At 45.4% G+C, this 12491-nt stretch carries 13 protein-coding genes; 10 read left to right on the top strand and 3 right to left on the bottom strand.

Annotation, left to right across the window (positions count from 1 at the left end; all coding sequences use genetic code 11):
* Positions 1-71 precede the first annotated feature (71 nt).
* From PP178_RS13935 to PP178_RS13925, 3 genes are all read left to right on the top strand, one after another.
* A complete protein-coding gene (locus tag PP178_RS13935; RefSeq protein ID WP_272594969.1) occupies positions 72-1187 on the top strand; it encodes an adenylate kinase in 1116 nt (371 codons plus the stop codon).
* Positions 1188-1241: 54 nt separating this feature from the next.
* Positions 1242-2243 carry a GTPase ObgE gene (gene obgE, locus PP178_RS13930; RefSeq protein ID WP_272594968.1) on the top strand — a complete coding sequence of 334 codons (1002 nt, stop codon included), beginning with the start codon at positions 1242-1244 and terminating at the stop codon, positions 2241-2243.
* A gap of 73 nt (positions 2244-2316) precedes the next feature.
* Positions 2317-2853 carry a DUF4136 domain-containing protein gene (locus PP178_RS13925; protein ID WP_272594967.1) on the top strand — a complete coding sequence of 179 codons (537 nt, stop codon included), beginning with the start codon at positions 2317-2319 and terminating at the stop codon, positions 2851-2853.
* Here the strand turns inward: PP178_RS13925 and PP178_RS13920 are convergent.
* Together PP178_RS13920 and PP178_RS13915 are read right to left on the bottom strand one after the other, a co-directional pair.
* Positions 2850-3635, bottom strand: a complete 786-nt coding sequence (locus PP178_RS13920) for an SDR family oxidoreductase (protein ID WP_272594966.1) — start codon at positions 3633-3635, stop codon at positions 2850-2852. The genes PP178_RS13925 and PP178_RS13920 overlap by 4 nt on opposite strands.
* A 24-nt stretch (positions 3636-3659) precedes the next feature.
* Positions 3660-3977 (bottom strand): cupin domain-containing protein, encoded by a 318-nt coding sequence (locus tag PP178_RS13915; protein WP_272594965.1) that lies wholly within the window; start codon positions 3975-3977, stop codon positions 3660-3662.
* Between the two features lie 97 nt (positions 3978-4074).
* On the opposite strand from PP178_RS13915, the gene PP178_RS13910 reads away from it, so the two are divergent.
* The 7 genes from PP178_RS13910 to PP178_RS13880 all read left to right on the top strand — a co-directional run bounded on the left by PP178_RS13910 (position 4075) and on the right by PP178_RS13880 (position 11134).
* A complete protein-coding gene (locus tag PP178_RS13910) occupies positions 4075-5436 on the top strand; it encodes a UDP-N-acetylmuramate--L-alanine ligase (RefSeq protein WP_272594964.1) in 1362 nt (453 codons plus the stop codon).
* Positions 5437-5525: 89 nt separating this feature from the next.
* On the top strand, positions 5526-6224 hold the full coding sequence (gene radC, locus PP178_RS13905) for a RadC family protein (protein WP_272594963.1): 699 nt from the start codon (positions 5526-5528) through the stop codon (positions 6222-6224).
* Positions 6225-6226: 2 nt separating this feature from the next.
* Entirely contained in the window at positions 6227-7522 is a 1296-nt protein-coding gene (locus PP178_RS13900) for a polysaccharide deacetylase family protein (protein ID WP_272594962.1), read from the top strand.
* Complete coding sequence (locus tag PP178_RS13895) at positions 7515-8204, top strand: YjjG family noncanonical pyrimidine nucleotidase (protein WP_272594961.1); 690 nt, start codon at positions 7515-7517, stop codon at positions 8202-8204. The genes PP178_RS13900 and PP178_RS13895 overlap by 8 nt, the downstream gene beginning before the upstream one ends.
* A gap of 60 nt (positions 8205-8264) precedes the next feature.
* Positions 8265-8816 carry a hypothetical protein gene (locus tag PP178_RS13890; protein ID WP_272594960.1) on the top strand — a complete coding sequence of 184 codons (552 nt, stop codon included), beginning with the start codon at positions 8265-8267 and terminating at the stop codon, positions 8814-8816.
* Complete coding sequence (locus PP178_RS13885; protein WP_272594959.1) at positions 8813-10264, top strand: DUF5723 family protein; 1452 nt, start codon at positions 8813-8815, stop codon at positions 10262-10264. Before PP178_RS13890 ends, PP178_RS13885 begins: the two co-directional genes overlap by 4 nt.
* Positions 10265-10324: 60 nt before the next feature.
* Complete coding sequence (locus PP178_RS13880; protein WP_272594958.1) at positions 10325-11134, top strand: hypothetical protein; 810 nt, start codon at positions 10325-10327, stop codon at positions 11132-11134.
* Here PP178_RS13880 and PP178_RS13875 read toward each other — a convergent pair.
* Positions 11131-12408, bottom strand: coding sequence for a replication-associated recombination protein A (locus PP178_RS13875; RefSeq protein ID WP_272594957.1), 1278 nt, complete (start codon positions 12406-12408; stop codon positions 11131-11133). The genes PP178_RS13880 and PP178_RS13875 overlap by 4 nt on opposite strands.
* Positions 12409-12491 lie beyond the last annotated feature (83 nt).

Raw genomic sequence — 12491 nt, 5'->3', positions numbered from 1 at the left:
GATTCAAAGGATGGCGGCTCAAAAAAGAAAAATCAAAGTGTTATCTTTGGCGTTCAGCAATATCACAACCATTGATAACACTGCACGACAAACAATTTAAGCCCTATTTAACGGAGCAGCAGATCCTGGACGCAGTAGCCAAGATTGCAGGCGATATCGCCCGTGATTACAAGGACCAGGTGCCCATTTTTGTGGGGGTCCTGAACGGATCTTTTATGTTTGTCTCAGATTTTTTAAAGCGTTATCCGCACCCTTGTGAAGTCTCTTTTGTAAAGTTGAGTTCATACCGTGGCCTGACCTCCACAGGAATTGTGGAAACCCTGTTAGATTTACCGGATAATATTGAAGGCCGAAGTGTGATTATACTGGAAGATATTATAGATACCGGTCGCACCTTACAGGAGCTGGTTCATTTGTTTTCCAGGACCAATGTCAAGGATTTCAAGATCGCAAGCCTCTTTTATAAATCGGAGATCTATAATGGGGAATATTCCATCGATTATTTTGGGATGGAAATTCCGAATAAGTTCATCGTAGGGTATGGTCTGGATTATTTGGAGCTGGGCAGAAATTTGAGAGAAGTTTACGAATTAAAAAAACCTAAGATGATCAATCTTGTATTATTTGGAAAACCCGGAGCCGGTAAAGGAACTCAGGCAGCTTTCCTGAAAAAAGCATATAATCTGATCCATATCTCTACAGGGGATGTTTTCCGATATAATATTAAAAACGAGACCGCTTTAGGGATGCTGGCTAAGTCCTATATGGACAAGGGGGACCTGGTTCCTGATGAGGTGACTATCAAGATGCTGCAGGAAGAAGTTGAGAAACATTCAGAGGCTAATGGGTTCATCTTCGATGGTTTTCCCCGTACTGCCATGCAGGCCGAAGCCCTGGACCACTTCCTGGAATCTAAGGATATGCAGATCGATGCAACTATCGCCCTGGAGGCTGATGACCAGGAGTTACTTCAGCGCCTGTTGAAGCGTGGTGAGATCAGTGGCAGGATTGATGACCAGGACGAAGAAAAAATTAAAAACCGATTCGAAGAATACGCTAAAAAGACGGCTCCCTTACGTGATTACTACAAAGCACAGGGGAAATTGCACGTAGTTAACGGTATAGGCGATATTGAAGAGATCACAAAAAGACTGCACCAGGTCATCAGTGGCCTGCAGGAAGCCTGATCCCTTAGAACGGTAATACCGAATTATTTATTCATTACTAATTGAACCCCCCAGATGACCGAAGGAAATTTTGTCGATTATGTTAAAGTGCATCTCAGTTCCGGTAACGGAGGTAAAGGCTCCACTCACCTGAGACGGGAGAAGTATGTGGCAAAAGGAGGCCCTGATGGTGGCGATGGTGGCCGGGGAGGTCATATCATTTTAAAGGGGAATAAGAACTTATGGACCCTTCTGAGTTTTAAATTTAAACGTCATTTTAAGGCCGGACACGGGGAACATGGCGCCAAACAAAGAAGTACCGGTGCAGATGGCGAAGATATTTACCTGGAAGTGCCATTGGGTACCGTGGTACGCGATTCTGAAACCAACGAGGTTCTTTTCGAAATCACTGAAGATGGGGAGGAAAAGATCGTTCTTGAAGGTGGTTTAGGGGGCAGGGGTAACTGGCACTTTAAAACTTCGACCAACCAGACACCGCGTTATGCCCAACCCGGTATACCGGGGCAGGAAAAAGACGTGACCTTAGAACTTAAGGTCCTGGCCGATGTAGGCCTAGTCGGTTTTCCTAACGCAGGGAAGTCTACCCTGCTTTCTGCTGTAACAGCGGCCAAACCCAAAATTGCTGATTACCCTTTTACTACCTTAAAACCTAACCTTGGAATTGTACAGTACAGGGAATTCAAGAGTTTTGTCATTGCTGATATCCCGGGAATCATCGAGGGAGCGGCAGAAGGTAAAGGGTTAGGTCATTATTTCCTGCGACATATAGAGCGGAACTCTTCGCTGTTATTCCTGATCCCGGCCGATGCCGATGATATCGTAAAGGAATACGAGATACTGTTGAACGAATTGCGCAAATACAACCCGGAACTCCTGGATAAGGAGCGTATTGTGGCCATCTCTAAGAGCGACCTGCTGGACGAAGAGCTGAAAGCGGAAATGAAGGAAGAACTCGATGGGTTTTTTAAAGAGACCGACTACCTGTTCATTTCCTCTGTTGCACAAACAGGACTTCAGGAACTCAAGGATCGACTCTGGAAACAACTCAACGATTAATACCCCCAGGGCTGGAGTCGCCCGGAATTTTTCGTTACATTAGAATACCATAATACCTTATAGTTTCTTGATCATGAGATTACTTTCTGTTGTGATACTCGGGATTACTTTATTTGGATTATCCTCCTGTTCCGGGGTAAGGGTCCGACATGACTATGATAAGACGACCGACTTCGCTAATTACACCACTTATAATTACCCGGAAGTAATGACCACCGGGCTCAGTGAGCTGGATGAAAAAAGATTGTTGAGCGCCGTGGATTCTGCCATGCAGGCAAAAGGTTTTAAATTTTCAGAAGAACCCGATTTTCTCCTGCATATCTATAGCAGGGACTACCAGGCTGCACCTAGGAATACCGTAGGCGTTGGGGTAGGGGGCACCGGCCGTAATGTCGGCGGGGGAGTCAATATAGGACTACCCATTGGAAACAATAAAATTGAACGGGAGATCAGTTTTGATTTTGTCGATTTTCATAACAACACCTTGTTCTGGCAAGCGGTGGCTACAGATTCTTTTAAGGAGAGATCAAGTCCTCAACAACGCGAAGAGGCTTTTCATCAAATGGTTCAGAAAGTTTTTGCAAAATATCCGCCCAAGAGAGCGTACTAAACGGACTTCAGTAATCCTCCGTCTATAGGAATGGCTGTACCCGTGATATAAGCGGCCCGGTCAGAAGCCAGGAAGGTGACAAGGTAACCGTATTCATCAGGCAGACCAATCCGCTTTACAGGCACTTGTTGTTCCATATCATTTCGGACATCTTCTTCAGCTATCCCCATTTGTTCTGCTTTCTTTTGATTTAGTTGCGCTATGCGCTCCGTATCAAAATACCCGGTCAATACACTGTTAACGGTTATCCCAAACTGGCCTACATCCGTAGCAAGGGTCTTGCCCCATGTGACCACCGCTGCACGTATAGTATTGGAAAGCGCCAAGTATGTCAGGGGCTGTTTTACAGATATGGAAGCTACGTTAATGATCCGCCCCCAGTTATTATTCTTCATCTGTGTCAAAGCAAGCTGTGTAGTGTAATGCACCGTTTTAAACAGGAGATCGAAGGCTTGCTGGTAATCTTCTGTCATTTTCTCAAGACTGCTGCCTGGGGGTGGCCCCTGGGTATTATTGACCAGGACATCAACCCGGTTGTTTCGGAAATACGAATCAGCATGTTTTTTGTAAGCTTCAAAATCGGTATAATCGGTGACCAGGTACTGGTGCTTTTGTCCTTGTGAAGTGTCTAGCTGACTGACCAGCTCCTGTAGAAGGTCTTTGCTCCTGGATACTACGGTTACATTGGCCCCGCTTAGTGCTAATTGTATAGCAATGGCCCTGCCAATACCGCGACTGCTGCCGCCAACCAATGCGTTTTTGGATTTTAAATTGATTTCCATAATTCTGGTGTTAAGAGCTGAAGCCTATTTGTATTCTTCCCTGGCCGGACTAAAAATGTCCATGAGTTTGCAAGGCGTCAACGCTTTGCCACTATGAGTTGCATGAGCCGGTATGGGCACAAGTTGTCCCGGTTCGTAGACCTTTGTTTCACCGTTAAGCGTAAACTCAAAGCTGCCTTCAAGGACCTGCATGAGTTGTTCGTTCATATGCGAGTGCTCCGGCACTTCTGCGCCTTCTTCCACATCCCAGTACGCCAGGGTCATGTTCTCGGTATGAATCAGTTTGCCGTGAAATCCCGGCATGATCTCCTTACTGGGGACCTCAGAAAGTTTAATATCCATGGATTCTTTTCTTACGAAGATAAACGAAAAGCCGGCATTAGTCCAGTTTGTGGACCTGAAGCCAATACGTATCTTTACGCGCTAATACTTATACAGCATGCAAGTACATTTTATAGCGATTGGGGGCAGTGCCATGCACAACCTCGCCTTGGCTTTACAATATAAGGGCTATACGATCAGTGGGAGTGACGATGTGATCTTTGAGCCCTCCAAAACAAGATTGGAAGATGCGGGACTGCTCCCGGAAAAATTCGGGTGGTTCCCGGAAAAAATACACCCGGAAATAGATGCTGTAATACTGGGTATGCATGCCAAACCGGACAACCCGGAACTGGCAAGGGCACAGGAGTTGGGAGTCCGGATCTATTCCTATCCCGAATTTCTCTTTGAGCAATCCAAAGACAAGACCCGGGTAGTCATCGGAGGTAGCCATGGAAAAACCACGATTACATCCATGATCCTCCATGTCTTAAAATACCATGACCGTCCGGTAGATTATATGGTGGGAGCCCAGCTTGAAGGTTTTGACAGGATGGTCCACCTGAGTGAAGAAAATGATTTTATCGTCCTGGAAGGAGATGAATACCTGTCTTCGCCTATAGACCGCAGGCCTAAGTTTCACCTATACAGGCCAAATATTGCCCTGCTTAGTGGAATTGCCTGGGATCATATCAATGTGTTTCCAACTTACGAGGGCTATGTGGAACAATTTAAAATTTTCGTCGATAGTATTGTAGAAGGAGGGAGTATCAATTACAATGAAGAGGATGAAGAAGTGAAGAAAGTTGTAATGGATTCTGAGAATCCCATCCGGAAGCTGGGTTACAGTACCCCGGAATATACAGTGGAAAACGGTGTTACATTGCTGGAAACCCCTGAGGGTCCTATGCCTATCGAAGTGTTTGGAAAGCACAACCTGAGCAATTTAGCCGGGGCAAAGTGGATCTGCCAGCATATGGGCGTTGATGAGGACGATTTCTATGAAGCTATCGCTACCTTTAAAGGGGCCTCGAAAAGATTGGAAAAAATAGTGGAAACCGGTAAGGGAGTTGCTTATAAAGACTTTGCTCATTCCCCGAGTAAAGTAAAAGCTGCAACCACTGCAGTGAAATCGCAGTTTCCGGACTTACCTTTGATAGCGTGCCTCGAATTGCACACCTATAGCAGCCTTAACAAAGAATTCCTGGAGCAGTATCGCGGAGCACTGGATGATGCAGACACAGCAGCAGTTTTTTACGCCCCGGAATCGGTTGCGATTAAAAGACTGGAATCAATTTCGGCAGCAGATATCGCCGCGGCTTTGGGTCGGGAAGACCTTCATGTGTTTACAGATCCGGATGCCTTCAGGCAATTTCTCTTGGGAGAGCCTTTGCACCGTTCGGCCTTGTTGTTGATGAGTTCCGGTAATTACGGGGGACTATCGCTGGAGGAGGTTAAAGAAGCTGTATTGAAGCATTGACCTGTATCTGCCGGTGCAGTCATCTGGTCTATCCGTTGAAAATTTTTATTAATCGGGCTTTAATTTTTATAGTTGACTATCTTTAATTCATGAGACAACCTACACCTTCCTTGTCTATAAAAAATTGGTCAGAGGCTGACAGGCCTCGTGAGAAATTGATCAGGAAGGGGAAATCGGTTCTTACAGACACCGAGTTGTTAGCGATACTCCTGGGTTCAGGGAACAGAGATGAAAGTGCCATTGACCTGGCGAGAAGGATGTTGACTGATAATGAGCATAACCTGGGGAAATTAGGTCAACTATCCATTCACCAGTTAATGAATTACAGGGGTGTTGGCCAGGCAAAAGCTGTATTGATATCGGCAGCCATGGAAATGGGCAGGCGGCGGCAAATGACCGATACCGGTCTAAAGACTGCGATCAGGAGCAGCAAGGATGTATTTAAGTTGCTGCAGCCTGTACTCGGTGACCTGCCGCATGAGGAATTCTGGATCGTCTATCTCAATAATGCTAACAAGGTGGTCTATCATGCTCAACTGAGCCGGGGAGGTATTACGGGAACACTGGTAGATGTTAGGTTGGTACTTAAGAAGGCTTTAGAGCTCGGGGCAGTGGCCCTTGTTTTGGCGCATAATCATCCCTCTGGCACCTTAAAACCAAGTATTGCAGATAAACAACTGACCGAGAAACTAAAAAATGCGGCTGTGGCTTTAGATATTAAAGTGCTGGATCATCTCATTATAACAGAAACGAATTTCTTTAGTTTCGCAGATGAAAACATCTTATAGGTATGTTGCTCATTTACACCCATAAAATTACACCCAGGTTCAGCTACACCATGAAGCAGGTATTCTCCAGGATCCTGGGGATAGAGGTAACATATACCACCAAGGTAGAGGATTTCATTAAGCATGCAGGTCCTAAGATCACCTACACTAAAAAGCCCTTGCAGAACGAATTCTTTGTCCGGAGTAATGACTTGCTTTTTGAACAGGGGATCAATGATTTCCAGGTCAAACCGGAGGATTGGGACGGGGTGCCCTGTTTCTTTAAAGCGGGTGAACGCAGTAACCTTCCCTTCGACGTTTTTTCCGCTAGTTTTTATCTTTTGAGCAGGTATGAAGAATACTTGCCCCACCTGAAAGATATCCACGGGCGTTTTCCGCCCAGTGAAAGTGTCTCTTTCCAATATAACTTTCTCCATCTTCCGGTAGTCGATATCTGGGCCGGAAAAGTATTAGCCCTGCTGAAGGAACGATTTCCGGAATTGGAAGGCAAGGCGAGAAAATACCAGCACACCAGTATTATTGATGTAACTACCTCGCACAGCTATGCCCACCGGGGATTGATCAGGAGCCTTGCAGGAATGTTCCTCGATCTCGGTTACTTCAGGTTTCGAAGGGTGATTCAGCGAATTTCTGTTTGGATGCGGCTCAGCAGGGATCCCTTTGATAATTTTTCCGCCTTACTGGCTATGCATAAGGTGCATAAGGTAAAGAGTATGTTCTTTTTCCAGTTCGCGGAATATTCTACCTACGATAAGAACGTATCCCCTAACAATAATAAATTCCGGCACTTGATAAAATCCGTTGCCGATTACAGTAAAGTGGCATTGGCGGCATCATACAGTTCTTTCAGGGATATACAATTGCTGAAAACCGAAAAAATGAGCCTGAGCAATGTGATTCACAGGCCAGTGGATTATTCGAGGTTGCGTTACAACAGGGTCGATGTTCCGGTCAGTTACCGGAACCTGGTAGAGGCCGAATTCACCGACGATTTTACTATGGGATATACCCATGAACCCGGATTTCGTGCAGGAACCTGTACACCTTTCTACTTTTACGATATTCCCTTAGAAGTGCAACAGCCTATCAAAATACATCCGTTTGCTTTCCATGACTACGCCTTTCAGAACATGATGACCGAGTCTGAAATTCTCACTGAAATGGATAAACTCTGGACAGAAGTGAAAAAAGTAGACGGACAGTTCAATACCATATTTTCTAACGAATTGCTGGGTGGCAGCCACCAGGTTGACTGGCTTCGACTCTACGGGAAAGTGATAAAACGATACCATGTATAGAGAAAAGATAAAGGATATTTTTTTTGACCTGGATCATACCCTATGGGACTTTGAAAAGAACTCTGCCTTGACTTTTGAAAAGATACTGGCCGAGAACCAGGTTCAGATAGAAACCGCGGAGTTTATGAAGACTTATGCGCCTATCAACATGGCCCTATGGAAAATGTACAGGGAAGAGCGCATTGGGAAAAATGACCTTCGCTACCAACGACTTAAAAAAACCTTTAGAGCACTGAAATATCCAGTAAAAAAGGACTTGATCTATCATTTGTCTGACCAGTATATAGAGCACTTGGCGTCTTTTAATCACCTGCTGCCACATACACAGGATATCCTGGAATACCTGAAACCAAATTACCGTATGCATATCATTACAAATGGTTTCCAGGAAGTGCAGGAACGTAAGATGAGAAAATCTAACATCTTCGATTATTTTGAACACATGATCAATTCAGAGATGGCCGGTGTTAAGAAGCCAAATCCGTGGATCTTCCAATTGGCCCTGAAAAGAACCGGGGCAAATCCCGGGCAATCCATGATGATAGGCGATAACCTGGAAGCGGACATACTGGGAGCCAAGGCATTAGGGTTTAATACATTGCATTTAAATGTTCATAATGATCCCCTGCATGAACACGGTGATATGATTCACAGTCTCAGTGAAATAAAATCGTATTTGTAGAGTTATCAAATAGGAAAGAGGCAGGTAACCCCCCTGTTCTGATATAAATTACAGCCTCTCATGATGCGCAAATCCAGGGAATTAAAAGGATTAATGATCCTTCTTTTGTTGCTTATTGCAGCCTGTTCAGAGCCTACAGATTTTAACCAGGCAGACGACCTGATGCTCCAACCTGTAGTTGAAGCAAGTATTCTGTATATCGAGTCACCGGAAGAGGTGATCAACCAGTCTTCCTTTACCAGTTTTACTTACGATTTTAATTTTGACGCCTTTGGCGAAGAATTCGTGTCCGAGAACATTATAGACGGTATGATTGCCTTTGAACTGGAGAACACCACCAGTAAGCCATTTACCATAACCCTGGAATTCCTGGATGAGGCAGGGAATACCCTTTTTACGCAGATATTCCAATTAGATGCTGCCCCTACGGCAATACTATACATGGAAGTGTTTTTCGGGACACCTTCCGGGCAAGACATCAACATCATTAGGAATACTTCCGGTTTCCGTGTAACTGCTTCCAACGAAGGGGACACCAGCAGTGTTTCTTCACTTCCTGATCCTAAAATCATTTTTAGATCCAGCGCTAAATTCAGGTTAAATCTTTTATGAAGAGGCTGCTGGTATTCATATTAGTTCTTATGGGGACATGGCATGGGTATGCGCAACAGAAGCAATTGTTGTACGATCTCAGGTCGGTACCCCAGGCCCTGTTACTCAATCCCGGGATGCAGCAAGATTTTCAATGGTATGCCGGTATACCCATGCTGTCCGGCATATCGGTTTACGGCGGATCTAGCGGCATAGCTGTAAACGATCTCTTCGCAGCGGACGGATTAGATTTCACGACTAAGATCAGGGATAATGCGGTCTATGGACTCAACAAGCGCGATGAATTCAGTTCAACCTATCAACTTGAGATCTTTAACCTGGGATGGAGAGGGAGAAACAGGCCACAAAACTTTTATTCCTTAGGACTATACCACGAAGGTGGTTTTATCTTTTACTGGCCCCAGGATCTCGCTATACTCGCTTTTGAAGGCAATGCTTACCAACTTGGGAGGCGATTTAATTTTGAACATCTAAAGACCAGGGGGGATTTCCTGAATGTTTTTCATATAGGGCTGAACAGGACCATTAATGAGCAGCTGAGTATTGGGGTAAGGGGTAAATTGTATTCGGGGATACTCAGTTATTCCACCATAGGTAATTCGGGCTATTTTTTAACCGATGAAGGTCAGAACAACCTTAGGGCCAACACCATTGTGGCCGATATGGCATTGAGGACATCGGGTTGGGACAGGATACAAGAGGTTTTGAATGACGATAGTATAGATGATATGGCAGGTATCCGGCAACACCTGGTCAAGAGAGCATTCCTGGGAGGCGACCTTGGTGTGGGCTTAGACCTGGGTTTTTCTTATAACCTGGATCCCCAGACCACAATCACAGGGAGTATCCTCGATATAGGATTGATGTACCACGCAGGTGACCCGTACACTTACACCTTAAAGGGTAGTGCAACCGTAGAAGGTTTGGAGGTTATATTACCGGATGCACTTATCGATCCGGATGCTGATTTCTGGCAGAACCTCGTGGACGATATAGAAGGCTTTGTGCCCTTTGATGATAATCGCAATGCTTACCTCAGTTTCAGACCTACACAGCTGTATGCTTCGTTGAGGTATGATTACGGGCAGCCACAGGATGGAATGGGGTCCTGTGATTGCGATTACCGGAACCCCGGGAAAAAAGCAGCGGTCTATTATCGCAATGCCATAGGTGGACAGCTTTATATGATCAACAGGCCCCGGGGGCCCCAGGCTGCTCTTACTGCCTTCTACCAGAGGAGATTTGGAAATACCATGACACTCAAGGCGACCTACACCGCCAGTAAATTCAGCTATACCAACATGGGTTTAGGGTTTTCTGCACAAGCAGGACCGGTTAATTTTTACCTGATGGCTGACAATTTGCTCGCATTACAGGATGTTAGTGGAGCGCAATATGCTTCTTTACAGTTAGGCTTAAATATCATATCTTGGGGACGCAATAATTAAAGGTGCCCCATGATTAAGAATTTTTTGTCAGTTGTATTCGTTTTGGTAGTATGTAGCTCAATGTCAGCTCAGTTAAATCCATATAAATACGTGATCGTACCGGTTCAGTTCGAGGCTTTTGATAAGCCGAACAAATATTCGAGCAGTACCCTGGTAAAATACCTGTTGCAGCAAGATGGATTTAAGGCTGTGTACGATAATGATCTGCCGGCCGACCTGGCTGGCAATCAATGCCTGGGGGTGAATATGCATCTGGAAGACAATTCGGGTCTGTTCAGTACCAAGCTTCGGTTTATATTTAAAGACTGTAACGGGGCGGAGGTATTTGCCACCAAGATGGCCTCTAATAAGATAAAAGAATACCAGGAAGCCTATACAGAAGCAATTCGTGAGGCTTTAAGATCACTGAGTGTCCTTGGGTATACATACGAACCTGCTGCAGGAACACAGGATAAAGGTATTACCGTAAGTTTTAAAGACGACGTGAGAAACATAGAAGAGACAGAGAGGAAGCCTTTAAAAGAAAAACCGGTAATACAGGAGGCCACTCCGGAAGTTCAGCGCTATGAAGATAAAAGGCCGGTTCCTTCTACTTATACCAAACCCGGCGGTGTCTCTACCGGCTCTTCCAAAGAGGACGGAGATATAACTACAGAAGTACTGTATGCGCAATCTACAGATACGGGTTACCAATTGGTAGACAGTACGCCTGCTATCCGGGTTAAGCTCTATAAAACTTCCATGCCCGATGTGTACCTCGCAACTTATGGGGAGCTACAGGGTTTGGTCTTTGAAAGAGATGGTACCTGGACCTGGGAATACTACCTGGATGGCGAACTGGTGGCTAAGGAACTTCAAATCAAATTCTAAAGCTTATACTTATCCTTCCAGCGATTCTGTAAAAATGTTTTAATTCCATTCTCGCGCTGGTTATTACCTGGCTCGTAAAGCGTCTTTCCTTTCAGCTCATCAGGCATATATTCAGCATTGACAAAATTGTTGGGATGGTCATGTGCGTATTGGTATTCTTTCCCGTAGTCCAGGTCTTTCATCAGCTGTGTAGGAGCATTCCTGAGCGCCAGGGGTACAGACAGATCCCCCGAAGCTTTAACGGCTTGTTGGGCGCGGTTGATCGCCATATAACTGGCGTTGCTCTTAGGGGAGGTGGCTAAATATATCGCGCACTGGCTGAGGATTATGCGCGCTTCCGGGTATCCTATGGTGGTTACTGCCTGGAAAGTGGTATTGGCCATGACCAGGGCCGTAGGGTTTGCAAGCCCGATATCTTCAGAAGCCGCGATAAGCATGCGGCGGGCAATGAATTTTACATCCTCACCCCCCTCTATCATTCGCGCTAACCAGTAAACAGCAGCGTTAGGATCACTTCCACGAATAGATTTGATAAATGCTGAAACGATATCGTAGTGCTGTTCCCCGGTTTTATCATAGAGTACGGTATTTTTCTGGATCTTACTAAAAACCAGTTCGTCTGTTATAATTACAGGATCTCCTTCTTCAGAGGTAACCAGCAACTCGAAAATATTCAGCAGTTTGCGACCATCACCCCCGGATAAGCGAAGCAATGCTTCGGTTTCCTTTAGTTCAATTTTCCGGTTCTTCAAATAATCGTCCTTGGCCATGGCCCGTTGTAACAAGCTTACCAGGTCTTCCTGGCCAAAGGCTTTTAAAATATAAACCTGGCAGCGGGACAAGAGGGCAGGGATCACCTCGAAACTTGGATTCTCGGTGGTTGCCCCAATAAGGGTTACCCAACCTTTTTCTACGGCCCCAAGGAGCGAATCCTGTTGTGATTTACTGAAGCGATGAATTTCATCAATAAATAGGATAGGATTTTTTGTCGTGAAGAGGCCTTCTCCCTTTTTCGCTTTCTCTATGACTTCCCTGATATCCTTGACACCGCTATTGATGGCACTAAGGGTGTAGAAAGGACGTTTACTCTCCTCGGCCATGATCTGAGCAAGAGTGGTTTTACCGGTTCCGGGAGGTCCCCAGAGGATCAGGGAGGGTAACATGCCACTCCTGATCTGCTTACTCAAGGCGCCGGTGGGCCCCACTAGGTGTTGCTGGCTTATATAGTCATCAAGGGTCCTTGGTCTGACCCGTTCTGCAAGAGGTTTATTCATAGGGCAAAAATAACACAATTAAGCCGACAAAAAATGCGGTGCATGCATGGTGTAGCTTAAGAATTTTGTTGAAATAATGTAAC

The organism is Zeaxanthinibacter sp. PT1, from assembly GCF_028464225.1.
Lineage (GTDB): Bacteria > Bacteroidota > Bacteroidia > Flavobacteriales > Flavobacteriaceae > Zeaxanthinibacter.
The sequence above is the reverse complement of the archived record's forward strand: the minus strand, read 5'-3'. Positions and strand labels throughout refer to the sequence as shown.

What these genes read in the sequence shown, in the direction of transcription:
- obgE (WP_272594968.1), top strand. Translation starts at nt 1,242, where the DNA reads ATGACCGAAGGAAATTTTGTCGATTATGTTAAAGTGCATCTCAGTTCC.
- PP178_RS13925 (WP_272594967.1), top strand. Translation starts at nt 2,317, where the DNA reads ATGAGATTACTTTCTGTTGTGATACTCGGGATTACTTTATTTGGATTA.
- PP178_RS13920 (WP_272594966.1), bottom strand. Translation starts at nt 3,635, where the DNA reads ATGGAAATCAATTTAAAATCCAAAAACGCATTGGTTGGCGGCAGCAGT.
- PP178_RS13915 (WP_272594965.1), bottom strand. Translation starts at nt 3,977, where the DNA reads ATGGATATTAAACTTTCTGAGGTCCCCAGTAAGGAGATCATGCCGGGA.
- PP178_RS13910 (WP_272594964.1), top strand. Translation starts at nt 4,075, where the DNA reads ATGCAAGTACATTTTATAGCGATTGGGGGCAGTGCCATGCACAACCTC.
- radC (WP_272594963.1), top strand. Translation starts at nt 5,526, where the DNA reads ATGAGACAACCTACACCTTCCTTGTCTATAAAAAATTGGTCAGAGGCT.
- PP178_RS13900 (WP_272594962.1), top strand. Translation starts at nt 6,227, where the DNA reads ATGTTGCTCATTTACACCCATAAAATTACACCCAGGTTCAGCTACACC.
- PP178_RS13895 (WP_272594961.1), top strand. Translation starts at nt 7,515, where the DNA reads ATGTATAGAGAAAAGATAAAGGATATTTTTTTTGACCTGGATCATACC.
- PP178_RS13890 (WP_272594960.1), top strand. Translation starts at nt 8,265, where the DNA reads ATGATGCGCAAATCCAGGGAATTAAAAGGATTAATGATCCTTCTTTTG.
- PP178_RS13885 (WP_272594959.1), top strand. Translation starts at nt 8,813, where the DNA reads ATGAAGAGGCTGCTGGTATTCATATTAGTTCTTATGGGGACATGGCAT.
- PP178_RS13880 (WP_272594958.1), top strand. Translation starts at nt 10,325, where the DNA reads ATGTCAGCTCAGTTAAATCCATATAAATACGTGATCGTACCGGTTCAG.
- PP178_RS13875 (WP_272594957.1), bottom strand. Translation starts at nt 12,408, where the DNA reads ATGAATAAACCTCTTGCAGAACGGGTCAGACCAAGGACCCTTGATGAC.